This is a genomic window from Nitrospirillum pindoramense (assembly GCF_007827955.1).
Classification (GTDB): domain Bacteria; phylum Pseudomonadota; class Alphaproteobacteria; order Azospirillales; family Azospirillaceae; genus Nitrospirillum; species Nitrospirillum amazonense_B.
On record NZ_VITR01000002.1, the window covers coordinates 354,070 to 375,999 of the forward strand.

At 68.0% G+C, this 21,930-nt stretch carries 20 protein-coding genes; 8 read left to right on the forward strand and 12 right to left on the reverse strand.

The features are described 5' to 3' along the window. Positions 1 to 102: 102 nt before the first annotated feature. Together FBZ90_RS04215 and FBZ90_RS04220 are read right to left on the reverse strand one after the other, a co-directional pair. Positions 103 to 363, reverse strand: coding sequence for a hypothetical protein (locus FBZ90_RS04215; RefSeq protein ID WP_145729771.1), 261 nt, complete (start codon positions 361 to 363; stop codon positions 103 to 105). 44 nt (positions 364 to 407) lie between these two features. Then, on the reverse strand, positions 408 to 749 hold the full coding sequence (locus tag FBZ90_RS04220) for an Mpo1-like protein (protein WP_145729772.1): 342 nt from the start codon (positions 747 to 749) through the stop codon (positions 408 to 410). A gap of 187 nt (positions 750 to 936) precedes the next feature. On the opposite strand from FBZ90_RS04220, the gene FBZ90_RS04225 reads away from it, so the two are divergent. Next, positions 937 to 1,956, forward strand: coding sequence for an aspartate-semialdehyde dehydrogenase (locus FBZ90_RS04225; protein WP_145729773.1), 1,020 nt, complete (start codon positions 937 to 939; stop codon positions 1,954 to 1,956). A gap of 354 nt (positions 1,957 to 2,310) precedes the next feature. Here the strand turns inward: FBZ90_RS04225 and FBZ90_RS04230 are convergent, their stop codons facing one another. Beyond that, entirely contained in the window at positions 2,311 to 2,838 is a 528-nt protein-coding gene (locus FBZ90_RS04230) for a hypothetical protein (RefSeq protein ID WP_145729774.1), read from the reverse strand. Positions 2,839 to 3,043: 205 nt separating this feature from the next. On the opposite strand from FBZ90_RS04230, the gene FBZ90_RS04235 reads away from it, so the two are divergent. Further along, positions 3,044 to 3,937, forward strand: a complete 894-nt coding sequence (locus tag FBZ90_RS04235) for an HpcH/HpaI aldolase/citrate lyase family protein (RefSeq protein ID WP_145729775.1) — start codon at positions 3,044 to 3,046, stop codon at positions 3,935 to 3,937. Positions 3,938 to 3,947: 10 nt separating this feature from the next. Here FBZ90_RS04235 and FBZ90_RS04240 read toward each other — a convergent pair whose 3' ends face one another. Continuing rightward, entirely contained in the window at positions 3,948 to 4,205 is a 258-nt protein-coding gene (locus FBZ90_RS04240; RefSeq protein ID WP_145729776.1) for a hypothetical protein, read from the reverse strand. A gap of 496 nt (positions 4,206 to 4,701) precedes the next feature. Continuing rightward, positions 4,702 to 5,454 (reverse strand): GNAT family N-acetyltransferase, encoded by a 753-nt coding sequence (locus FBZ90_RS04245; RefSeq protein ID WP_145729777.1) that lies wholly within the window; start codon positions 5,452 to 5,454, stop codon positions 4,702 to 4,704. 367 nt (positions 5,455 to 5,821) lie between these two features. On the opposite strand from FBZ90_RS04245, the gene sdhC reads away from it, so the two are divergent. The 6 genes from sdhC to FBZ90_RS04275 all read left to right on the forward strand — a co-directional run bounded on the left by sdhC (position 5,822) and on the right by FBZ90_RS04275 (position 14,699). After that, on the forward strand, positions 5,822 to 6,220 hold the full coding sequence (gene sdhC / locus FBZ90_RS04250) for a succinate dehydrogenase, cytochrome b556 subunit (protein ID WP_211101904.1): 399 nt from the start codon (positions 5,822 to 5,824) through the stop codon (positions 6,218 to 6,220). 16 nt (positions 6,221 to 6,236) lie between these two features. Beyond that, a complete protein-coding gene (gene sdhD / locus FBZ90_RS04255) occupies positions 6,237 to 6,635 on the forward strand; it encodes a succinate dehydrogenase, hydrophobic membrane anchor protein (RefSeq protein ID WP_145729778.1) in 399 nt (132 codons plus the stop codon). A 12-nt stretch (positions 6,636 to 6,647) separates the two neighbouring features. Continuing rightward, a complete protein-coding gene (gene sdhA / locus FBZ90_RS04260) occupies positions 6,648 to 8,435 on the forward strand; it encodes a succinate dehydrogenase flavoprotein subunit (protein WP_145729779.1) in 1,788 nt (595 codons plus the stop codon). Positions 8,436 to 8,461: 26 nt separating this feature from the next. Next, complete coding sequence (locus FBZ90_RS04265) at positions 8,462 to 9,244, forward strand: succinate dehydrogenase iron-sulfur subunit (protein WP_145611292.1); 783 nt, start codon at positions 8,462 to 8,464, stop codon at positions 9,242 to 9,244. A 158-nt stretch (positions 9,245 to 9,402) separates the two neighbouring features. Continuing rightward, positions 9,403 to 12,036, forward strand: coding sequence for a YfhO family protein (locus FBZ90_RS04270; RefSeq protein WP_246130142.1), 2,634 nt, complete (start codon positions 9,403 to 9,405; stop codon positions 12,034 to 12,036). An 8-nt stretch (positions 12,037 to 12,044) separates the two neighbouring features. Next, on the forward strand, positions 12,045 to 14,699 hold the full coding sequence (locus FBZ90_RS04275) for a glycosyltransferase family protein (RefSeq protein WP_145729781.1): 2,655 nt from the start codon (positions 12,045 to 12,047) through the stop codon (positions 14,697 to 14,699). Here FBZ90_RS04275 and FBZ90_RS04280 read toward each other — a convergent pair. The 7 genes from FBZ90_RS04280 to dapF form a co-directional block, all read right to left on the reverse strand. Further along, on the reverse strand, positions 14,683 to 15,009 hold the full coding sequence (locus FBZ90_RS04280; RefSeq protein ID WP_145729782.1) for a hypothetical protein: 327 nt from the start codon (positions 15,007 to 15,009) through the stop codon (positions 14,683 to 14,685). The two genes, FBZ90_RS04275 and FBZ90_RS04280, sit on opposite strands and share 17 nt — an antisense overlap. A 161-nt stretch (positions 15,010 to 15,170) precedes the next feature. Continuing rightward, positions 15,171 to 16,202, reverse strand: a complete 1,032-nt coding sequence (locus FBZ90_RS04285) for a hypothetical protein (RefSeq protein WP_145729783.1) — start codon at positions 16,200 to 16,202, stop codon at positions 15,171 to 15,173. 2 nt (positions 16,203 to 16,204) lie between these two features. Beyond that, a complete protein-coding gene (locus FBZ90_RS04290) occupies positions 16,205 to 16,777 on the reverse strand; it encodes a septation protein A (RefSeq protein WP_145729784.1) in 573 nt (190 codons plus the stop codon). After that, on the reverse strand, positions 16,777 to 18,285 hold the full coding sequence (locus tag FBZ90_RS04295) for an AMP nucleosidase (RefSeq protein WP_145729785.1): 1,509 nt from the start codon (positions 18,283 to 18,285) through the stop codon (positions 16,777 to 16,779). Before FBZ90_RS04295 ends, FBZ90_RS04290 begins: the two co-directional genes overlap by 1 nt. Positions 18,286 to 18,524: 239 nt before the next feature. Then, positions 18,525 to 19,688, reverse strand: a complete 1,164-nt coding sequence (gene ftsY / locus FBZ90_RS04300; RefSeq protein ID WP_420872584.1) for a signal recognition particle-docking protein FtsY — start codon at positions 19,686 to 19,688, stop codon at positions 18,525 to 18,527. Continuing rightward, positions 19,685 to 21,013: a tRNA (N(6)-L-threonylcarbamoyladenosine(37)-C(2))-methylthiotransferase MtaB gene (mtaB, locus tag FBZ90_RS04305; protein WP_246130143.1), complete on the reverse strand. Its 1,329-nt coding sequence runs from the start codon at positions 21,011 to 21,013 to the stop codon at positions 19,685 to 19,687. Before mtaB ends, ftsY begins: the two co-directional genes overlap by 4 nt. Next, positions 21,010 to 21,855, reverse strand: coding sequence for a diaminopimelate epimerase (gene dapF / locus FBZ90_RS04310; protein WP_145729787.1), 846 nt, complete (start codon positions 21,853 to 21,855; stop codon positions 21,010 to 21,012). Before dapF ends, mtaB begins: the two co-directional genes overlap by 4 nt. Positions 21,856 to 21,930: the final 75 nt, after the last annotated feature.

The window sequence follows — 21,930 nt, forward strand, 5'->3', positions numbered from 1 at the left end:
GTGCGTTACCGCATTGTTGCACCCCAAACGGAGTTTTTAGAAGGGGATTCAATCCTGTATTCGGCAAAAGAATCTGACAAAAACTGAAATAAACTTACCAAATCAGGAAACGAACTTTCGGCAATTCTCTACCATTGTTCCATAGAGCGCCCTGATCAACTCTGACGGGCGCAACCGGCCGAACGGTATGTTCTCGATAGCGTATTCCACCAGGACTTCCGGTGGCTTCACCGGGACGATCTCGAAACCGGCCTTGCGCAGGCCATCGACCACGGCCTGAGCCTGCTTGACATAGTTCTCGTTGAAGAAGGTCTTGTCGGCCCGCTTGATGGACTGGGCGATGGTTTCGACGATTTGGGCCAAGGCGGCTTATCCTTTGGTGGCTGGCCTGGATGGTGGGACGGTCGTCAGCGGCCGATGCCGTGACGGCGCAGTTCGGGGCCCAGTCGGCCGGCCACGAACAGGAAGAACATGCGGAAGTCGCTGACCAGCGACCATAGCGGATAGGTGAAGGTGGCGGGGCGGTTGTGCTCCACGAAAAAGTGGCTGACCCAGGCGAAGAAGTAACCGCAGACGGGGGCGGCGGCGAAAAAGCGCCAGTCGCGGGTGGCCACCCCGGCCGCCAGCGCCAAGAGAACCAAGCCGGTCCCGACGAAGTGCCAGGCCCGCGTGGCCGGCAGGGCGTGTTCCCCCAGGTAAAAGGGCCAGAACGCCTCATAAGTGGTGATGCGTGGTTCATGCACCGTCATGGCATTTCCTTCCCGTCCCGGCCGCCGGCGCCCGTGGTCAGCCCGCTCGCGGGGCGGCACTGACGCCTGCGCGCTTGCAAAGCCCGCCTGCCCGTCTTAAGTCTCCGCCGAATTAGACCAGAGCGGCCCCCGCCCCCGCAAGCGGCGGCCCCTGGGGATCCCCGCCAGAGATATGAGGAGCATGACCATGGGCTATAAAGTCGCCGTCGTGGGCGCCACGGGCAATGTCGGGCGCGAGATGCTGCAGATCCTGGCGGAACGGGAATTCCCGGTGAGCGAGGTCGTGGCCCTGGCGTCCGAACGGTCCATCGGGTCGGAGATCAGCTTCGGCGACGATGACTTGCGGGTGCAGGACCTGGCCAAGTTCGATTTCACCGGCACCGACATCGTGCTGTCCTCGGCCGGCGCCAAGGTGTCGGCCCAGTTCGCCCCCAAGGCCGCCGCCGCCGGCGCCGTGGTCATCGACAACACCAGCCACTTCCGCATGGATCCGGACGTGCCCCTGGTGGTGCCGGAGGTGAACCCCGAGGCCATCGCCGGCTACAAGAAGAAGGGCATCATCGCCAACCCCAACTGCTCCACCATCCAGATGGTGGTGGCGCTGAAGCCGCTGCACGACCTGGCCCGCATCCGCCGCGTGGTGGTGTCGACCTATCAGTCCGTGTCGGGCGCCGGCAAGGAAGCGATGGACGAGCTGTTCACCCAGACCCGCGCCATCTATGTGAACGACCCTGTCGAGAAGAAGCAGTTCACCAAGCAGATCGCCTTCAACGTCATCCCCCACATCGACGTCTTCATGGACGACGGCACCACCAAGGAAGAGTGGAAGATGACGGTGGAGACCAAGAAGATCCTGGACCCGTCCATCAAGGTGACGGCCACCTGCGTGCGCGTGCCGGTGTTCATCGCCCATTCCGAGGCGATCAACGTGGAGTTCGAGAACCCCATCAGCGCCGACGAGGCCCGCGCCGCCCTGCGGCGGGCCAAGGGCGTGTCGCTGATCGACCACCAGGCCGACGAAGGCTATGTCACCCCCGTCGAGGCCGCCGGCGATGACCTAGTGTTCGTCAGCCGCCTGCGCGAGGACTTCACCGTGGAAAACGGCCTGAACCTGTGGGTCGTCTCCGACAACCTGCGCAAGGGCGCCGCGCTGAACGCCGTGCAGATCGCCGAACGCCTGATCAAGGATCACCTGGCCAAGAAGTAGCACCAGCGGCACGAGAGATAACGCGTGCCGATGTAGCCCGCGACTGCGGGCGCCGGAGATTTTCGGGGAGCCGAAGGCGAACTGGAAATCGAGGAGAGGCCAAGCCAGCGGATGCTGGCGCCCGACGACTGAGGGGGTATTTGAGCGGTCACGATCAAATACCGCACGTATGAGCCTCGGCCCCGCCGGCTGACAAAAAAGGGCGCCGCCTTCACCAGGCTGGCGCCCTTTTTCATGTGCCCAACGACTAAGAGCTGGTTGCGTAAAACCAGACGCAGCCAGCTCTCGCTGAGTCTGTCCCGCGAGCAGCTTCACGCCCAAAGGCGATTCCACCTTTGGGCGATCTGCACTAGTTCAGGGTTGCTTGGCGGCCACTTCCATTTCACAGACGGGGGAGGCCATGCCGCGCGCCGACAGGCGGACATGCATGCCCTGGGCGTCGCGCACCTTGAGGGTCGTGGACGCGCCGGCCGCCAGGTCCATGGTGCGGCCGGCCGTGGCCACCGTGCTGTCGGTCAGGATGTATTCCAGGGTGCAGCGACGGTTGCCGGTGTTGTGGAACAGCGCCTCGCCCGGGCCGCTGATCTTGAAGCCGAAACTGCGACCGTCGTTGAAGTCCAGCCGCCCGGCGCAGGGGCTGCCTACGCCCACCACGCATTCCACGTCGCGCGGCGGCGCCTTGGCATTGCCCACCAGGCGCGGATCGCGCAGCAGGGGCTGGTTGGCGGTCACCGACTCGCCGGCGCCAGGCGCGCCGTCGGTTTGCCCGGTTCCTTGCGGCGGCGGGGCCACCTGGGCCACGGCGACACCGGCGGTCAGGCAAAGCAGGGCCGCCGCGTAGAGGGGAGAAAAAGGGGAAGGACGGCGGGTGCGCGACGGCATCGGGGAACGGCTCCTCGTGGCAATGGACCGCGCCCTTGCGGGAAGGGGCGGCGGCCTGTCCTAGGGGTAGCCCCGCGGCGGCCTGTCGGCAAGCCGCAAGACACGGGACATAGGGACGCGAACCCTGTTACCACGCGGGGATGGCGACCAGCCGTCGCCGCCGTCACACTATCGCCCCCGCCCTTTCTTTTTGTGAGCCGCCGCCATGCCCGCATCCGTCCGCCCCCGCCGCTCCGCCCTGTACATGCCCGGATCCAACGCCCGCGCGCTGGAAAAGGCCAGGGAGCTGGACGCCGACGTGCTGATCCTGGACCTGGAGGACGCGGTGGCGCCGGACGCCAAGGAGCAGGCCCGCGCGCAAGTGCTGGCCGCCGTCGCCGCCGGTGGCTTCGGCCGGCGCGAGGTGCTGATCCGCACCAACGGCCTGGACACGCCCTGGGGCCATGCCGACCTGTCGGCCGCCGCCCGATCGGGGGCCCATGGGGTACTGATCCCCAAGGTGGAGTCGGATGAGGCGGTGCGACAGGCCGACCGGCTGCTGGCAGCCCATGGCGCGCCTCGGGAGCTTGCCCTGTGGGTCATGATGGAAACGGCGCTGGGCATGCTGAACGCCAAGGAGATCGCCGCCGCCTCCCCCCGGCTGGCCGGCCTGGTGCTGGGCACCTCGGACCTGGCCAAGGAACTGCACGCCCATCACACACCCCTGCGCCTGCCCATGATCACGGCCCTGGGCCTATGTCTGCTGGCGGCCCGTGCCCACAACCTGGCGATCCTGGATGGCGTGCATCTGGACCTGGACGACGCGGCGGGCCTGGACGCCAGTTGCCGCCAGGGGGTGGAACTGGGCTTCGACGGCAAGACCCTGATCCATCCCAGGCAGCTGGCGGCCGCCAACGCCGCCTTCGCCCCCGACGCGGCGTCCCTGGACCGCGCCCGCCGCATCATCGCCGCCCATGCCGAGGCCATGGCCCAGGGCAAGGCCGTCGTGCTGGTGGACGGCCGCCTGGTGGAGGCCCTGCATGTGGCGGAGGCCCACCGGCTGGTCACGCTGGCGGCGGCAATCGGGACAGCGGCCAGCGGGAATCCGCCCTCCTCCTAAGTCGGGTCGCTCAGGTTTCCCCTTTCATGGAGCGGCGCTCCACGGTCACCGGCTGGATGGCGTAGCCACCGAAGGCCGTCAGCGCCGCCTGCATCGTCGACCAGGCCCAGTTCTCGGGCTTGCCGTCGTTCAGCCTGAACCACCCGACGTAGTTCTTGGAATAGCCCGGTTCCAGGAAGCCCAATTCCTGCAATCGCCGCCCGGCGGCGGGCGTCAGCACGGACTTCAGGTTGGGGTTGATGTCAGCGGACACCACCTCACAATACATCTTGGGCTCATCCGCCTTCATGCACTGGATATAAAAATCGCCCCAGGAAAAGACCCGATGTGATGCTCCAGCCCCGTGCCACCGGTCACCCATGCCACCGCCTCCATAATCTGCGCGCGCTGGTCCGGCAGGATGGCCGGCGCATTTCCGCGTGTGCGTGGCCTGGGTGGCAGGGAACCGCTGTCCTCCACCTCCCGCGCCTCCAGTTCGCCCCCCTGCGCCACATATCTGCTGGGAGAATCGGTCGTCACAATCGGTGAGCTCCACCAGCCCACCGCGCCCCGCCGGATCGGCCCTGTAAAGCTGGGTTTCAATAATCTCTATGGTCGAACCCATGGGCGAGCCACCCGCCCACGCCGGGACTGGTCCTTGCAGGAACAAAACCATTCCCGCAATGGCGGTTCTGATGATCCCCATGCCCAAGCGCGCCCCCCAAATCCGATAGGTTGCCGCACTGGCAATCTACTTTTGGGCGTTCGCCTTATCAATGACACAACTAATGCGTCTGCCGATACTGGTAGTGATAAATGGTTTGGAACCCGGCCCGGGCGTATGTCGCCAGGGCCGGGTGGTTGCCGCCCCCCACCTGGAGATAGGCTCGCGTGGCACCCGCCTCCGCCCCCGCCGCCAGCAAGCGGGTCAGCAGCCGGCGCGACAGGCCCCGGCCACGCTGCTCCGGCGCCACCAGCACCTTGTAGATACCCAGCCAGCCGCGATCCGCGACTCCAAGGGCGCTGGCGGCATAGCTGTCGCCTTCCCAGGCGCTGACATAAAGGGTGGGGACGGCGATGGCGTCCAGAAGGCGGCGCATCGGGCCCACCTCCCCCACCGGCAGCGGCAACGCCTGGGCATAGCTAGCCAGCAGGTCGCCGGCCGGCGCCGTTTCCACCCGCCAATCCAGGCCATCCACTGTTGGCACCAGGTCCGGCGGGATGGCGGCCGCCTGCACCAGATTCTCCTCCTGCCGCAGATAGCCGCGCCGGTCCAGTTCGGCCGCCAGCCCGGCGGGCGCCAGCGGGGTGATGCGGAAACGCGGGGGCAGGCCTTCGCGGATGTAGGCCGCCTCCACCCGGTCCACCTTTTCGGCCAGCGGCAGCACGCCGGGCGCCAGGCAGGTGACGGAGTTGGACCGGCCGGTATGCCCCTGGGCGAAGCGCAGCAGCCAGCCATCGTCATGAATGGTCTTCAGGGCGGGCCAGGCCGTCAGGCACAGCTCTTCCAGCAGGCGGCACAAGTCGTTGGCGGGCAAGACGGAAACTTTCGGACAGCCGGGGCGTTGACGGTCGGACTGTACCGGCCCCGATGCTGCGCCGCAACGCGGCCCAGGTCCGGTCCCAGTCCGGCCCCAGGTCCGATCGAGGAAGCCCCTGGCGACGGGGCGTCCCCAGCCATGCCAAAAAAATCACGCACCTATGCGCCACCCCCTTGCATTCCCAAAAAGTCGTCCCCAGACAGAGCGTTGACGGACCGGAGGCAGGGGCGTAATTGACTTCACATCCTATCCGCCCCCGGCGGTGCAACAATTCGGCCGGCGTCCCGACCCGCATGTCGGGGGCGCCACGTGGCCGGTGCGGCACCGGCACCTGATAATCCAAAAGGACGAGGACGCGCGAATCATGAGCGAGACCAGCGTGGCCAAAAAGGCACGGCCGCTGTCGCCCCACCTCCAGGTCTATCGCCTACCCCTGCCGGCCGTGTCGTCGATCACGCACCGCTTCACCGGCATCGCCCTGGCCGTCGGCACCCTGGTGCTGACCTGGTGGCTGGTCGCCGCCGCCAGCGGCCCGGACGACTTCGACACGGCGCAGCGCGTGCTGGGCAGCCCCATTGGCCTGCTCTGCCTGCTGGGCTGGACCTGGGCCTTCGGCTACCACCTGCTGAAAGGCATCCAGCACCTGATCTGGGACGCCGGCGTCGGCGTAAATACCGCGAGCGCGCAGCGCAACTCCGCCTTGGTGTTCGGCGCGTCCTTCGTTCTCACGGCGATCGTCTGGATCGCCGCTTTCGCCCTCTGACGGGAGCGCGCATTCCATGGCTTCTACGTCCGACAACGGCTTCCGCACGCGCCTCGGCCGCGTGCGCGGCCTTGGCTCCGCCAAAAGCGGCGGCGCCCATTGGCTGGCCTATCGCATGGTCGCGGCGCTGCTGACCCCGCTGACCGTCTGGTTCCTGGTTTCCGTCGTCCGCCTGGCCAAGGCGGAACACGCGGACGCCATCGCCTGGCTGCACCAGCCGGTGCATGCCGTCCTGCTGCTGGTCACCCTGATCGCCACCTTCCACCATGCCGCCTACGGCATGCGGGAAGTCTATGAAGACTACATCCACGGCAAGCTGGCGCGTCTGGTCGCCATCGGGCTGACCAACGGCGCCGCCATCCTGCTGGCCGCCGCGAGCGTCTTCGCCGTGCTCAAGATCGCCTTCGGGGCGTGAGGAAGGACTGTCATGGCTAACGCCTACCCCATCATCGACCATCAGTACGACGTCGTCGTCGTCGGCGCCGGCGGCGCCGGTCTGCGCGCGACCTTCGGCATGGCCGAAAAGGGCCTGAAGACGGCCTGCATCACCAAGGTGTTCCCCACCCGCAGCCACACCGTGGCGGCGCAGGGCGGCATTTCCGCAGCACTCGGCAACATGGGCGAGGACGACTGGCGCTACCATATGTACGACACCGTGAAGGGGTCGGACTGGCTGGGCGACCAGGACGCCATCGAGTACATGGTGCGTGAGGCCGTCCCGGCCATCATCGAGCTGGAGCACTACGGCGTGCCCTTCTCGCGCACCCCGGAAGGCAAGATCTACCAGCGCGCCTTCGGCGGCATGACCACCCGCTATGGCGAAGGCCAGGCCAGGCGCACCTGCGCCGCCGCCGACCGCACCGGCCACGCCATCCTGCACACCCTGTATCAGCAGAGCCTGAAGCACGAAGCCGAGTTCTTCGTGGAATACTTCGCCCTGGACCTGCTGATGGAAGATGGCGAGTGCAAGGGCGTCCTGGCCTGGAACCTGGACGACGGCACCATCCACCGCTTCCGTGGCCATCAGACGGTGCTGGCCACCGGCGGCTACGGCCGCGCCTACTTCAGCTGCACCTCGGCCCACACCTCCACCGGCGACGGCGGCGGCATGGTGCTGCGCGCCGGCCTGCCCCTGCAGGACATGGAGTTCGTGCAGTTCCACCCCACCGGCATCTACGGCTCCGGCTGTCTGATCACCGAGGGTGTGCGCGGTGAAGGCGGCTACCTGACCAACAGCCAGGGCGAGCGCTTCATGGAGCGCTACGCCCCGTCGGCCAAGGACCTGGCCAGCCGCGACGTGGTCAGCCGCTCCATGACCGTGGAAATCCGCGAGGGTCGCGGCGTGGGTGAGCACAAGGACCACATCCACCTGCACCTGGAGCATCTGGACCCGGCCATCATCCACGAGCGCCTGCCCGGCATCGCCGAGACCGCCAAGGTCTTCGCCAACGTGGACGTGACGCGGGAGCCCATCCCCGTGCTGCCGACCGTGCACTACAACATGGGTGGCATCCCGACCAACTATCATGGCGAGGTCATCAACCCGACGGCCGAGAACCCGGACCAGGTGGTCCCGGGCCTGATGGCCATCGGCGAGGCGGCCTGCGTGTCGGTGCACGGCGCCAACCGCCTGGGCTCCAACTCGCTGCTGGACCTGGTGGTGTTCGGCCGCGCCGCCGCCAACCGCGCCGCCGAGACGGTGAAGAAGGGTGCCGCGCACAAGACGCTGTCGCAGGACGTGACCGACAAGGCGCTGGCCCACCTGGACAAGGTGCGCAACGCCAGGGGCGGCACCCGCGTCGCCCACCTGCGCCTGGAAATGCAGAAGATCATGCAGAACAACTGCGCCGTCTTCCGCACCGGCGAGGTGCTGGAGGAAGGCGTGGAGCTGATGAAGGGCGTGTGGGCCAAGCGCGACGACATCGCCGTCAGCGACCGCTCGCTGATCTGGAACTCCGACCTGGTGGAAGCGCTGGAGCTGGACAACCTGATGCGCCAGGCCGTGGTCACCATCAATTCGGCGGCCAACCGCAAGGAAAGCCGCGGCGCCCATGCCCGCGAGGACTTCCCCGAGCGCGACGACCACGAGTGGATGAAGCACACCACGTCCTGGGTGGATGAGAAGGGCACCGTCACCCTGGGTGACCGCCCCGTCCACATGTACACCCTGACCGGTGACATTGACGTCATCCCGCCCAAGAAGCGCGTCTACTGACGCCTTAGCCGAACGGACCCGATGCCATGGCCGAGTTCTCCCTTCCCGCCAATTCCAAGGTTCACGCCGGCAAGACCACGTCGGTGAAGACGTCCGCCACCAAGCGGGCCAAGACCTTCCGCATCTATCGCTATGACCCGGACAAGGGCAGCAACCCCACCGAGGACCGCTACGAGATCGATCTCGACAAGTGCGGTCCCATGGTGCTGGACGCCCTGATCCACATTAAGAACGACATCGACAGCACGCTGACCTTCCGCCGGTCGTGCCGCGAGGGCATCTGCGGCTCTTGCGCCATGAACATCGACGGGCGCAACACGCTGGCCTGCCTGAAGGCCATCGAGGACGTGAAGGGCGACGTCAAGATCTACCCGCTGCCGCACATGCCGGTGGTGAAGGATCTGGTGCCGGACCTGAACACGATCTACGCCCAGTACACCTCCATCAAACCCTGGCTGCAGAGCCAGAGCCCGGCGCCGTCGCGTGAGCGGCTGCAGAGCCCGGAGGAGCGTGAGAAGCTGGACGGCCTCTATGAGTGCATCCTGTGCTTCTGCTGCTCCACCAGCTGCCCCAGCTATTGGTGGAACGGCGACAAGTACCTGGGCCCGGCCATCCTGCTGCAGGCCTACCGCTGGATCGCCGACAGCCGCGACGAAATGACGGGTGAGCGCCTGGACAACCTGGAAGATCCCTTCCGGCTGTACCGCTGCCACACCATCATGAACTGCACCCAGACCTGCCCCAAGGGCCTGAACCCGGCGAAGGCCATCGCCGAGATCAAGAAGCTGATGGTGGCCCGCGCCGCCTGACGCCAGCCGATAAGGCCCACGATGACAAACGCCGCGACGGTTCGCCCGCCGCGGCGTTTTTCTTGGCCTGCAAGGGCGGCATCAACGGCACTGGGCGATTGAAAAAGTGTCCGCCATAGCCGATGAGGAAGCGTTACCCTCGCCTCTTCAGCGCCGTGATGGAAGCCTTGCCGAATAGCTTGACGCCCCCCCTGCCGCCACAGCCCGCCGGCGCGCGGTCCCGCCCCGCTCTGTGGCGTTCCGCCAGCTTCCGCGCAATCGCCCTGCTCATCGCCACCCCCATCCTGGCGAAGCTCGGCCTGATCCTGGGCTGGCGCCTGGCGGATGCCCGCTTCATCGAAGGCTGGCTGGCCACCGGTGTGGTCCGCGGGGGCTTGTCGACCCTGGACCCCAACATCGCCTATACCAGCCACGCGCTGGGCCACCGCGCCGCCCTGGACTGGCTGTCCGGCCACATCCCGTGGTGGAACCCCTATTCCGGCATCGGCATGCCGCTGGCCGGCGACATGCAGTCGGCCGCCCTGTTCCCGCCCACCCTGTTGCTGGCCCTGCCCAATGGGCAGCTGTACATGCACATCAGCCTGCAGATCACGGCGGGGGTGTTCACCTGGCTGCTGATGCGCCGCCTGGGGGTTGCGATGCTGGGGGCCACGGTGGCCGGCCTGCTGTTCGAATTCAACGGCACCTTCGGTTGGCTGGCCAACGCCGTCATCAACCCCATCCCCTTCCTGCCCATGGTGCTGCTGGGGGTGGAAGAGGCGCGGGCCCGCGCGCTGGCCGGCCGCCCGGGCGGGTGGGGATGGATCGCCGGCGGTTTGGCGCTGTCGCTTTATGCCGGTTTTCCCGAGGTCGCCTATTTCAACGGTCTGCTGGTCGCCGCCTGGACCCTGGCGCGGCTGGCGGACCTGCGGGGCCATTCCGTGGCGTACCTCGCGCGTGTCGCCGCCGGCGCGGTCGCCGGCCTGCTGCTGGCCGCCCCCATCCTGATCGCCTTCCTGGTCTATATGGGCGACGCCTATCTGGGCAACCATGCCACGGGCGTCTTTCGCCAGTCGCATCTCAACATCCAACGGGGGCTGACCCTGTTCCTGCCCTATGCCCTGGGCGAGGCGGGCGAATCCAAGACCCCCGAGGACGTGGTGTTCTGGGGCAGCGTTGGCGGGTATACCGGCCTGGTCCTGGTGGTCGCCGCCGTGATGGCGGTCTGGCGCCCCTGGTTGCGCAGCTTGCGGCTGACACTGGCCGGCTGGTGCCTGGTGGTGACGACCGCGATCTATGGCCAGCACGCGACGGTGTTCTTGCTCACCGCCATCCCGGCCGTCGGCGACGCGATGTTCTACCGCTACTTCAGCGCCTCGATCTCCTTCGCGCTGGCCGTGTTGGCCGGCTTGGCCTGCCAGGACTTGGTGGAGTGTGGGACGGAACGGCGGCCGAACCGCACCTATTGGGTCGGCTGGGCAGTGGGGTGGACCTGCTTGGCGGCGGCGCTGTGGCTGTCCCGGATGCTGTATATGAACGCTCCCCTCACGCCCATCCTGGCCAAATCCCTGATCTACGCCGTGGTGGTGATGCTGGGCATCCGCGAGTTGGGCGGCGCCACCTTCATCAGCGACCGCACCCGGGCATTGGTTCTGGGCACGGTGGCCGTGGCTGAAGCCGTGGTCCTGTTCGTGCTGCCCCTGCGCTATTATCCCAAGGGCGGGCAGCTACAGACCGCGGGCATAGAGTTCCTGCAAAAGAACCTGGGCCTGCAACGCTTCTATACCCTGGGGCCCATCCAACCCAACTACAGCGCCTATTACGGCATCGCGGGCATCAACCACAACGACCTGCCCTTGCCGGCGACCTGGGTGAATTACGTCCACGATCATCTGGACGACAACACCATCGAGTCGGCCTTCGATGGCCAGGATCGCAAGGTACCGTCGGGACCAACCGCCGCGGAGAACCTGCGCGCCAATCTGGACGCCTATCGGGCCTTGGGCGTGAAGTACCTGGTGGCGCCCACCGGCCAAAGCCCCTTCGATTGGAGGCCCCCGGGCACGGCCATCCATCGGACCGAGGTTTTGCGCTTGGAGGACGGAGACAGCGCCAGCCTGACCCTGCCGCCTGACCCGTCGATGAACGCCGACCGCGAGGTGCGATCGGTCGGCGTCCTGGTAGCGACATATCTGGGGACAAGCACCGGCACGCTGGCCGTGCGCCTCTGCGCCGCCGACCGTTGCGCCGAGGGTCGGCGGGACCTGGCCACGGCGGTCGACAACCAGTACCTGTCCATTCCCCTTGACGCCCCAGTGCCTTTCGCCGGCCCCCTGACCATCACCTTCCGCAAGGTCGGCGGCCATTCCCCAGTGGGGCTATGGACCACACCGGCACCCGAGCGGCAACCCCAGGTGACCCTGCGTTTCGATTCCCCCGCAGCCAGCGACGGCATCATGGACATCGTCGAACTGCCAGGCGCCCGGCCCTATTTCACGGCGGAGGGATGCCAGCTGGCCCCCATCAGCCGCGACAGCGTTGCCGCCGACTGCCCCGCCCCGGCCACACTGACGCGCCTGGAACTGTTCATGCCGGGCTGGACCGCGACCGTGAACGGGGCGTCGCGGCCAGTTGGCCGGGAGGGCCCGCTGTTCCAGACGGTTGACCTGCCCGCCGGCCGGTCGGAGGTGCGCTTCCAATACCAGCCGCCGCACATCGCCTGGGGCTATGCCGCCTTCCTTGCCGGGCTTGCCCTGGCGGCGGCCAGCGCGCTGCCCTTCGGCCGTAACCGCCGCGCTCCTGCGACGCCGTGATGGCACTGATGACATCAAGCACCACCGGCGGCCGGGGGCTGCTCCTCGTCATCCTCGCCCCCATCCTGGCCAAACTGCACCTGATCCTGGGCTGGCGGCTGGCCGATGCCCGCTTCCTGGAAAGCGGCATCGCCGCCAACGTCCTCAGGCGCAGCCTGGCCACGCTGGACCCCAACATCGCCTATACCAGCCAAGCCTTGGGCCACCGCGCGGCGCTGGACTGGTTGTCGGGCACCATTCCCTGGTGGAATCCCTATTCCGGCGTCGGCATGCCGTTGGCCGGTGACATGCAATCCGCCGCCCTGTTCCCGCCAACCTTGCTGCTGGCCCTGCCCAACGGCCAGCTCTACATGCACATCAGCCTGCAGATCCTGGCCGGCCTGTTCACCTGGTTGTTGCTGCGGCGGCTGGGCCTGGCGCCGATGGCATCGGCCGTCGCGGCCCTGCTGTTCGAGTTCAACGGCACCTACGCCTGGCTGGCCAACGCCGTCGTCAACCCCATCTGCTTCCTGCCCATGATCCTTCTGGGTGTGGAAACCGTGCGAAGCCGTGTCCAGGCGGGCGGGCGGGGCGGTTGGTCCTGGATCATCCTGGGGCTGGCCTTGTCCCTCTATGCCGGCTTTCCCGAAGTCGCCTATTTCAACGGCCTGCTGATAGCCGTCTGGACACTGGCACGGCTGGCCGGCCTTGCCGGGCGCCAGCGCCTGGCCTATCTCGCGCGGGTGGCGCTGGGCGCCCTCGGCGGCCTGCTGGTCGCGGCCCCCATCCTGATCGCTTTCCTGGGTTATCTGCCACACGCCAACCTGGGCGATCACAGCGATGGCGGCTTCCGCCATGTGCATCTCTCCGCCGCCCGCCTGATCACGCTGATCCTGCCCTACGGCCTGGGCCGGCTGAGCGACCCCGGCACGGCGGAGAGCTTCGGCTTTTGGGGGGCGGTTGGTGGCTATACCGGCATCGGCCTGCTCACCTTGGGGGCGATCGGCGCCGTCGGAGGCCACCTGCGTCCCCTGCGCCTGGCCTTGGCCGCGTGGGTCGCCATCGTTACCGGCGCCATTTATGGCCTGCCATTGGTCAACGCCGTGGTGACCGCCATCCCGGGCGTCGGCTGGGCCATGTTCTTTCGCTATTTCGCCCCGTCGGTGGCCTTCGCCCTGGCCATCCTCGCGGGGCTGGGCTGCCAGGATGTGGCGGGCGCGGCCAAGCCGACCCGCCGGCAGTGGCTTGGTATCACTGCGGTGATGGCCTTCGCGGCCCTGGCCTTGGGCCTTGCCGCCCCGCTGCTGGCGCTGAAGCCCTACCGTGGGCCCTGGCTGTGGGGTTCGCTGGTCGTGGCCGTCCTGGTCCTGGGCGGCATGGCCGCCGTGCTGCGCCGGCCCACCCTGGACGGCCATCGTCGCGCCCGCTGGCTGGGTGGCCTGGCGGTGGCGGAGGCGGTGCTGCTGCTGCTGATACCCACCGTGTTCTATCCGCGCGCCGGCGTCCTCCGGGAAGACGGCATCGCCTTTCTGCAAAGCCATCTGGGCCTGCAGCGCTTTTACACCGTGGGCCCCGTCCAACCCAACTATGGCGCCTATTACGGCATTGCCGGCATCAACCACAACGACCTGCCCCTGCCGGCCGCCTGGGTGGACCACGTCATCCATCGGTTGGACGACAACACGCAATCCATTGCTTTCGACGGACGGGATCGCCGCTCGGCCGCCGGAGCCAGCGCGGTGGAGAATGTGCGGCGCGATATGGACGCCTACCGCGATGTGGGCGTTCGCTATGTTGTTTCCGTACCGGGCCAGGGCCCCTTCGATTGGCGGCCTTCCGGGATGAGCGACCAGGAGCAGCGCCCCCTGGTCCTGGCTGACGGGGACGCGGCCATCCTGACCCTGCCGGCGGATGCTGGCCGGGCGCCATTCGATGCCAAGCGCGATCAGGTGGCCGCCGTGGGACTGACTGTCCGTTCCCTGAAGAACGGCGCCGCCGACGGCCGCCTGACGCTGCGCCTGTGCGGCGGCGGCACCTGCGCGGAGGGCGGGCGCGGATTGTCGGATATCGTGGGGGGCGGCTACGTCCTGATCCCACTGTCCGGCACCGTCCCACTGGCGGGCGACATGCCCCTGACGCTGGAGATTCGCCGGGTGGGCGGACACAAGCGTTTTGGCCTGGCCATGTGGACGATGGCCGCCGATACGGGGCGAACCCTCACCCTGAACGGCACCCCGGTCGGGGGCATGGAACCCCACCTCGCCCTTGCCCTGGCGGCGGCGGCGGCGGCGCCAGCCGACGGCGGTGGACCCGTCTTCCGCGATGAGGTGATGCAGATCGACGCCCTCACAGACCCCCGGCCATACTTCAATGCGGATGGATGCCAACTGACGCCGACCACGCGGGAGCGGCTGACCGCGGACTGCGCCGCGCCATCCAGCCTGACCCGGCTGGAACTGTTCATGCCGGGCTGGACGGCCACGGTGAACGGCCGGGAACAGGCGGTGGCGACAGACGGCCCGCTGTTCCAGAAACTGGCCTTACCCGCCGGCCAGTCGGAGGTGGTCTTCCGGTACAGCCCGCCCCACATGGGATGGGGCTACGTCGCCTTGGTCGCCGGCTTGGCCTTGACCTTGCTCGGCGCGGGCCCAGGCCGGCAACGAAGCCTCACCGATCCTCGCTGACCGAGATCAGGGCCGTATCCTTGACGACACAGCGCATGACATGGCGGCCGGCGGCGGCGGTGATGTCGCGGCGGGGCATCAGGGTGAAGGGCTGGACCACGGTCTGGCGGCCGTCCGCCTCGGTGGACAGAACCGGCAGGTCGAAGGCGATCTTGTAATAATCGTCGTACACGTGATCGACCTCGCGCCGGCATACGGTCGTGGCGGTGCGCGGCATGTCATAGTGATGGCCGCTGTCATCGGCATTGATGACGCAGCCCCCCAAGGACAGGCAGCCAACGGCGGCGCCCATGATCACCCGGTTACGCATGCCCCGTTCTCCCCTTACATGGCGATGGCGCAACGCGGCGCCCCCGCCCTCTCTACAAGGACCGTGGGGAAGGACAAGGCTGCGAAACCAGGGGGTTACCCGAATTTACCGGACGGTAACGCGGCAGGCCGTTTGGTAACGGGCCAGCCAACAAACAGGGATCAGCACGCGAAGTCGCTGATCTTGCCGTCGCCCTCCAGATGGACCACGCACAGCCAGGTACCGGCGGCGTAGCGCGCCTCATAGACGTCATGGCTGACGCGGGCGTCGGGGGTGTCCTTCTTGTTCAGCGCGCGCTCGATGCTGCCGATGTAGCGCAGGCCCTGCAGGGCGCCCCGTCCCGCGGCCCGGTTCGGGCGGGCCAGCAGCTTGGCCAGGCGGGGCAGCAAGTTGGGCGTGTAGAGGTCGGGCGTGAGATGGCCGCTGTCCCAATCGGCCAAGGCCTGGCGCAAGGGGCCAAGGCTGGGTGGCGCCGCGTCCGCCGGCGGCTCGAACCGTACGCCGCGCGCCGGCACCTCCGCCGTCACCGGCAGGAGACCCACCAGCCGGCCGGCGGCTTGGCCGGTGAAGGACAATTGCTGTCCCCCCATCCCGCTACCGGGCCCCCCCTCGACCTCGGCATCGACATGGAAGGCGATGCCGCCCGCCAGGCTCCACGACAGGCTGAGATGGCGCTCACGCAACTCCCCCTCCCCCACCGAATCCAGCAGGGGGCAGTATGCCAGCAGGCGGGCGCGGGTCTGCTCGAACCGGCAGATATGGGTGTCGTTCTCATAGCGTTTGTAGAACGCCGAGTCGCCCAAGCCGAAGGTGGAGCGAGCGGTGATCTTCCAATAGCCGCTGACGTCCAGCGGCGTGATCACCACCTCCTGCATTTCGGTATCCGGCGGCGGCGCGAACGGCCCGGCGGCCGTGGGGGATGCGGTGTCGGGGGCGGGTGTCGGCCGGATCGAGGCGGCCGCGCGGTTGCGCGGCGTACCGCCGGACGGCGTGGCCCCATTCGCCTGCGCCTGCTGTGTGCCGGGCCCCTCGGCCTGGGTCGGGGGGGCGGCCACCGCCGGCGGCACCATCACCCCATCGGCCGGGCCGCCCAGGTGATGCAGGGCGGTGCCATGCTCCTGGGCATTGTTGCCGGCGCACGCGGCCAAGCCCAGCATCATCGCCACCGCAAGCCCGGTCCGCCGGTTGCGCATCCTCACCCCTCTCCGCCCTTGCTGTCCGCCCCAGCCTCCGCCTCCGGCTTCTGGTGCTTCAGGATCAGGGGCACTTGCGCCATGCTGAACAGGACGAACAGGGGAATGACGACGAAGGATTTGTAGGCCACCCACTGGTCGGTGGTGAGGAAGCGCCACGCCACCTCGTTGGCGCCGGCCAGCACCAGGAAGAAGGCCATCCACCGCACGGTCAGGCGACGCCAGCCGTCGGGGTCCAGGTCCACGCCCACCAGCACGTGGGCCAGCAGGTTGCGGCGCAGGGCGACGCCCACGGCCAGGGCCACGGCGAACAGCAGGTAGATGATGGTGGCCTTCACCTTGATGAAGGTCTCATCGTTCAGCCACAGGGTCAGGCCGCCGAACACCACCACGAAGCCGCAGGTGACCAGGGGCATCAGCGGCCACTTGCCATCCAGCTTGCGATAGATGGGCAGGGCCACCACCGCCGCCGCCATGAAGGCGGCAGTGGCGACCATGATCCCACCCTTGGCGTTGGCCACGAAGAAGATGACCAACGGGCCCCATTCCAGAAACAGACGGATCAGCTGCGACATTACTGGAACGCCGCTTCCACGAAGCTGCGCAGCTTGCGGCTGTGCAGGCGCTCCAGCCCGTTCTCCCGCATCAGTTCCATGGCCAGCATGCCGATGGCCAGGTGCTGGTCGACCCGGGCGCGGTAGAAGTGGTTGGCCATGCCCGGCAGCTTCAGCTCGCCATGCAACGGCTTGTCCGACACGCACAGCAGGGTGCCGTAGGGTACCCGGAAGCGGAAGCCGTTGGCGGCGATGGTGGCGGATTCCATGTCCAGCGCGATGGCGCGGCTCTGGCTGAAGCGCTGCACCGGCTCGCGGTAGTCGCGCAGTTCCCAGTTGCGGTTGTCGATGGTGGCGACCGTGCCGGTGCGCATGAGGCTCTTCAGCTCCCAGCCCTCCAGCCCGGTGACGTGACCCACCGCCTTTTCCAGGGCCACCTGCACCTCGGCCAGGGGCGGCACGGGGATCCAGGTGGGCAGGTCGGCGTCCAGCACCTTGTCCTCGCGCACATAGCCGTGGGCCAGGACGTAGTCGCCCAGGCGCTGCGTCTCACGCAGGCCGGCGCAGTGGCCCAGCATCAGCCAGACGTGGGGCCGCAGCACGGCGATGTGGTCGGTGATGGTCTTGGCGTTGCTGGGACCGACACCGATGTTGACGATGGTGATGCCGTTGCCGTCGGCGCGCTTCAGGTGATAGGCGGGCATCTGCGGCAGGCGCTTGATCCGCTCCCCCTCAGCGGCCCGGCCGGGCTCCAGCGCCTGGTTGAAGGTCACGTGGTCGCCGGGCTCGACGAAGGCCACGTATTGCGAGCGATAAGCCTGCACCTCCGGATCGTCCGACGGCTGCATGGTCTCCAGCCCGCGGCGCACGAACTCGTCGATGTAGAACTGGTAGTTGGTGAACAGCACGTAGTTCTGGAAGTGGTCCGGCGCCGTGGCGGAATAGTGCTTCAGCCGGTGCAGGCTGTAGTCCACGCGCGGGCCGGTGAACAGGGCCAGCGGCTCGGGCGCGCCCGGCGGGCATTCGTACGTGCCGTTGACGATGCTGTCGTCCATCACCGCCAGGTCGGGCAGGTCGAAAACCTCGCGCAGTTTGCGCAGATGTTCCGGCGGCAGGTCGCCTTCCACATGCATGCCTTCCGGGAAGGCGAACTGGATGGGAATGGGCATATCGCTCACCCCCACCTCGATGCTGGTGGTGTGGTTGCGCAGCAGCTGCTGGAACTGGTGGCGGTAGTAATGGGCGTACAGGTCGGGCCGCGTCAGCGTGGTGCGGTAGGTGCCGGGGCCGGAAACGAAACCATAGGCCAGGCGGCTGTCCACCCGGGGCTCATGGTCCACCGTGACCTGCACGAAGGGATAAAAGCGCCGCACCCGGCCCGTGAAGCTGTCGCCCTTGGCGTAATCCTGGAAACGGGTCCGCAAATGCCCCACCGCGTCATTGTACAGCGCCAGCACGTGGGTGAAGGCGGCATCCGCGTCGGTGAAGGTGACGACCTTGTCCGTCTGCAGGGAAACCGGTGCGTTCAATCGAAAACTCCTCTTTTTATTCTGGGGTCCTGCACGCCCGCGACCGGATTGCCGCCGGCGGACCCCTTGGGTCAGCAACGTCTTTTAAAAATACAAAAGCCGCACCGGGCTGTCCCCGTGTGCGGCTTTGCAAAGATAGTCCGTCAAGGAACGGAAGGTGTCAAGCGCACCCTGATGACCGTTGCGCGACCTTCCGTCACCCGGCCAGCCACCGGGGCCAGACACCGGGCCAGCCCCCGTCAGCGCCCCTCGTCCAGGCCAACCAGCGAAGCGGCGAAGGACTGGGCGTCGAAGGGGCGAAGGTCGTCGATGCCCTCGCCCACGCCGATGGCGTGGACCGGCAGGCCGAACTTCTGCGCCAGCGAGACCAGCACGCCACCGCGGGCGGAACCGTCCAGCTTGGTCAGGATCAGGCCGTTGACCGACACCATCTCCTTGAACACCTCCACCTGCGAATGGGCGTTCTGGCCGGTGGTGGCGTCCAAGGTCAGCAGGGTGGTGTGGGGGGCGGTGGGGTCCACCTTCTTGATGACGCGCACGATCTTGCGCAGCTCATCCATCAGGCCCTGCTTGTTCTGCAGCCGTCCGGCGGTGTCGATCAGCAGCACGTCGGCGCCCGCGGCCCGCGCCTTTTCCAACGCCTCATAGGCCAGGCCGGCGGCGTCCGCCCCCGTCTCCTTGGCGATCACGGGGGCGCCGGTGCGTTCGCCCCAGATCTGCAACTGGCTGACGGCGGCGGCGCGGAAGGTGTCGCCGGCGGCCAGCCACACGGTCTTGCCGGCGGCGCGCAATTCCCGCGCGTACTTGCCGATGGTGGTGGTCTTGCCCGTGCCGTTGACGCCCACCACCAGCACGACATGGGGCTTGTGGTTGCCGTCCAGCACCAGGGGCTGGGCCACGGGGACCAGCACCTTGGCGATCTCATCGGCCAGGAAGCGCTTCACCTCGTCGGGGGAAATCTCCTTGCCGAAGCGGCTCTTGGCCAGGTCGCCGGTGACGCGCGCCGCCATGGCGGGCCCCAGGTCCGCCTGGATCAGCAGCTCCTCCAGCTCCTCCAGCGTCTCGTCGTCCAGCTTGCGCTTGGTGAAGATACCGCCGATGCCGTCGGTCAGGCGAGAGGTCGACTTGGACAAACCCCGGCGCAGGCGCGACAGCCAGCCGCCCTGGGGCGCCTCTTCCACCGGCGCCACCGGGGCGGCGTCCAGGACCAGCGCGGATTTGGGGACCACCGGGGCCGGTGGGGCTTCCACCGCGACCGGGGCTGGCTGCTCCGGCGCCAGCGGCTCCGGCGCGAGTTGTTCCGGTTGCGCAACAGGCTCGACGGCGACTGGGGTTTCAGGCGTGGGTGGAGCGGCCGGGGCTTCGGCGGCGGGCTTCTTACGCTTGATCCAATCGAACATCAGCAGCAACCCATCAGCATGTCGCCATCCAGCCCGGCTATGCGGGCCTCCACGAGCGTGCCTGGCGCGAAATCGCGATCCAGCCGCACCTCGGCGAATTGTTCCGTACGGCCGATACGGCCCTTTTCCACCAGCACCGCGACGGTGCGGCCCTGCTGGCTGGCCAGGTGCCGGCGCACCGCCTCCTCACCCGCGGCGCGCAGCCGGGCCGCCCGTTCCTTGCGCACCGCCTTGTCCACCTGCGGCATGCGGGCGGCGGGCGTACCGGGGCGCGGGCTGTAGGGGAAGACGTGCAGCCAGGTCAGACCACAGTCGGCCACGGCGTCCAGGGTGTTCTGGAACATCTCATCCGTTTCCGTGGGGAAGCCGGCGATGAGGTCGGCGCCGAACACCATGTCGGGCCGCAGGTCGCGCGCGCGCTGGCAGAAGGCCACGGCGTCAGCCCGGCTGTGGCGGCGCTTCATGCGCTTCAGCACCATGTCGTCGCCGGCCTGCAGGCTGACGTGCAGGTGGGGCATCAGGCGCGGTTCCTCGGCGATCAGGCGCCAGAGGTCGTCGTCGATCTCCACCGGGTCCAGCGAGGACAGGCGCAGGCGTGGCAGCTCCGGCACCAGGGCCAGCAGGCGGCGGATCATCTGGCCCAGGGTGGGGGCGCCCGGCAGGTCGGGGCCATAGCTGGTGACGTCCACGCCGGTCAGCACCACCTCGCGGTAGCCCTGTTCCAGCAGGGTGCGCACCTGGGTCACGATCTCACCCATGGGGACGGAGCGGGAATTGCCCCGACCATAGGGGATGATGCAGAAGGTGCAGCGGTGGTCACAGCCGTTCTGCACCTGGATGAAGGCGCGGGCGCGGCCCTCCATGCCCTGGATCAGGTGGCTGGCGGTCTCGCGCACCGACATGATGTCGTTGACGATCACCCGTTCCGCCTGGCCGGCGCCGAAGCTGGTCCAGCTGTCAGCCTTCAGCTTCAGATCGTTGCCCAGGACCTGGTCCACCTCGGGCATGGCGGCGAAGGTGCCGGGGTTGACCTGGGCGGCACAGCCGGTGACGACGATGCGGGTGTCCGGGTTCTCGCGCCGGGCCTTGCGGATGGCCTGGCGCGCCTGGCGCTCGGCTTCCGAAGTGACGGCGCAGGTGTTGAAGATCAGCACCGGGCCCAGGCCGGCGGCGCGCGCGTGGTCGCGCATCACCTCGGACTCGTAGGCGTTCAGGCGGCAGCCGAAGGTGACCACCTGCGGCCCTCCGGCCTCGCCGGAAATCTCCGGGCCGGAGCCTTCCTGGCGGTGCTCGTGCCCATGATCAGTGTCAGCGTGCTCGGCACTCATCGTCCAGCGCCCGCCAGCAAGGCGTCATCCAGCTCGCCGCTGAAGGCCGTGGCCACCGGTCCGGTCATCAACACATGCCCGTCCTCCCGCCACTCGATGGTCAGCGTGCCACCGTCCATGACGATGTCGGCCTTGCGGTCGGTCAGGCCGCGCCGGGCGGCCGCCACCAGGGTGGCGCAGGCCCCGGAACCGCAGGCCAGGGTGATGCCGGCGCCGCGTTCCCACACCCGCATGCGCACTCGGCCGGGTGCGACAACGGTCGCGACCTCGATATTGGCGCGCTCGGGGAAGGCGGTGTGGTGTTCCAGCTGCGGCCCCCACTGGGGAAGGTCCACCGCCTCCGCATCGTCCACGAAGAACACGGCGTGGGGGTTGCCCATGTTGACGGTGCAGGGGCCGGACAGCGGGCCGGCGGCCACGTCCAGCGACAGGGTATCGGCAGGTTCAGCCAACGGGATCTGCCGCCAGTCCAGGCGGGCGGGACCCATGTCCACCGTCACCAGACCGTCGGCATGGCGGACGGCGGGCAGCAGGCCGCTGATGGTTTCCACCGTCAGGCGGTCGCGTCCAGCCCCCTCGGCGGCGATCAGCGAGGCGACGCAGCGCGTGGCGTTGCCGCAGGCACCGGACTCGCTGCCGTCCGGGTTCAGGATGCGCATGAAGACATCGGCGCCGGCCGATTGCGGCGGTTCCAGGATGATGATCTGGTCGCAGCCGACGCCGAAGCGGCGGTCGGCCAGGACGCGCGCCTGCGCGCCCGTCAAGGACAGGGGGGTGGTGCGGGCATCCAGAACGACGAAGTCGTTGCCCAGCCCGTGCATCTTGAGAAACCGGCGCGCCATGATGTCCGGTTATATGGCGACGATCCGCCCCCTGTCCATGGGCGTGCCCGGCAGAGCGGTTCTGTCCCCGCTGCA

Excerpts from the sequence above, each read along its gene's own strand:
- FBZ90_RS04220 (WP_145729772.1), bottom strand. The coding sequence starts at position 749 with ATGACGGTGCATGAACCACGCATCACCACTTATGAGGCGTTCTGGCCC.
- FBZ90_RS04225 (WP_145729773.1), top strand. The coding sequence starts at position 937 with ATGGGCTATAAAGTCGCCGTCGTGGGCGCCACGGGCAATGTCGGGCGC.
- FBZ90_RS04230 (WP_145729774.1), bottom strand. The coding sequence starts at position 2,838 with ATGCCGTCGCGCACCCGCCGTCCTTCCCCTTTTTCTCCCCTCTACGCG.
- FBZ90_RS04235 (WP_145729775.1), top strand. The coding sequence starts at position 3,044 with ATGCCCGCATCCGTCCGCCCCCGCCGCTCCGCCCTGTACATGCCCGGA.
- FBZ90_RS04240 (WP_145729776.1), bottom strand. The coding sequence starts at position 4,205 with ATGTATTGTGAGGTGGTGTCCGCTGACATCAACCCCAACCTGAAGTCC.
- sdhC (WP_211101904.1), top strand. The coding sequence starts at position 5,822 with ATGAGCGAGACCAGCGTGGCCAAAAAGGCACGGCCGCTGTCGCCCCAC.
- sdhD (WP_145729778.1), top strand. The coding sequence starts at position 6,237 with ATGGCTTCTACGTCCGACAACGGCTTCCGCACGCGCCTCGGCCGCGTG.
- sdhA (WP_145729779.1), top strand. The coding sequence starts at position 6,648 with ATGGCTAACGCCTACCCCATCATCGACCATCAGTACGACGTCGTCGTC.
- FBZ90_RS04265 (WP_145611292.1), top strand. The coding sequence starts at position 8,462 with ATGGCCGAGTTCTCCCTTCCCGCCAATTCCAAGGTTCACGCCGGCAAG.
- FBZ90_RS04270 (WP_246130142.1), top strand. The coding sequence starts at position 9,403 with ATGGAAGCCTTGCCGAATAGCTTGACGCCCCCCCTGCCGCCACAGCCC.
- FBZ90_RS04275 (WP_145729781.1), top strand. The coding sequence starts at position 12,045 with ATGACATCAAGCACCACCGGCGGCCGGGGGCTGCTCCTCGTCATCCTC.
- FBZ90_RS04280 (WP_145729782.1), bottom strand. The coding sequence starts at position 15,009 with ATGCGTAACCGGGTGATCATGGGCGCCGCCGTTGGCTGCCTGTCCTTG.
- FBZ90_RS04285 (WP_145729783.1), bottom strand. The coding sequence starts at position 16,202 with ATGCGCAACCGGCGGACCGGGCTTGCGGTGGCGATGATGCTGGGCTTG.
- FBZ90_RS04290 (WP_145729784.1), bottom strand. The coding sequence starts at position 16,777 with ATGTCGCAGCTGATCCGTCTGTTTCTGGAATGGGGCCCGTTGGTCATC.
- mtaB (WP_246130143.1), bottom strand. The coding sequence starts at position 21,013 with ATGAGTGCCGAGCACGCTGACACTGATCATGGGCACGAGCACCGCCAG.
- dapF (WP_145729787.1), bottom strand. The coding sequence starts at position 21,855 with ATGGCGCGCCGGTTTCTCAAGATGCACGGGCTGGGCAACGACTTCGTC.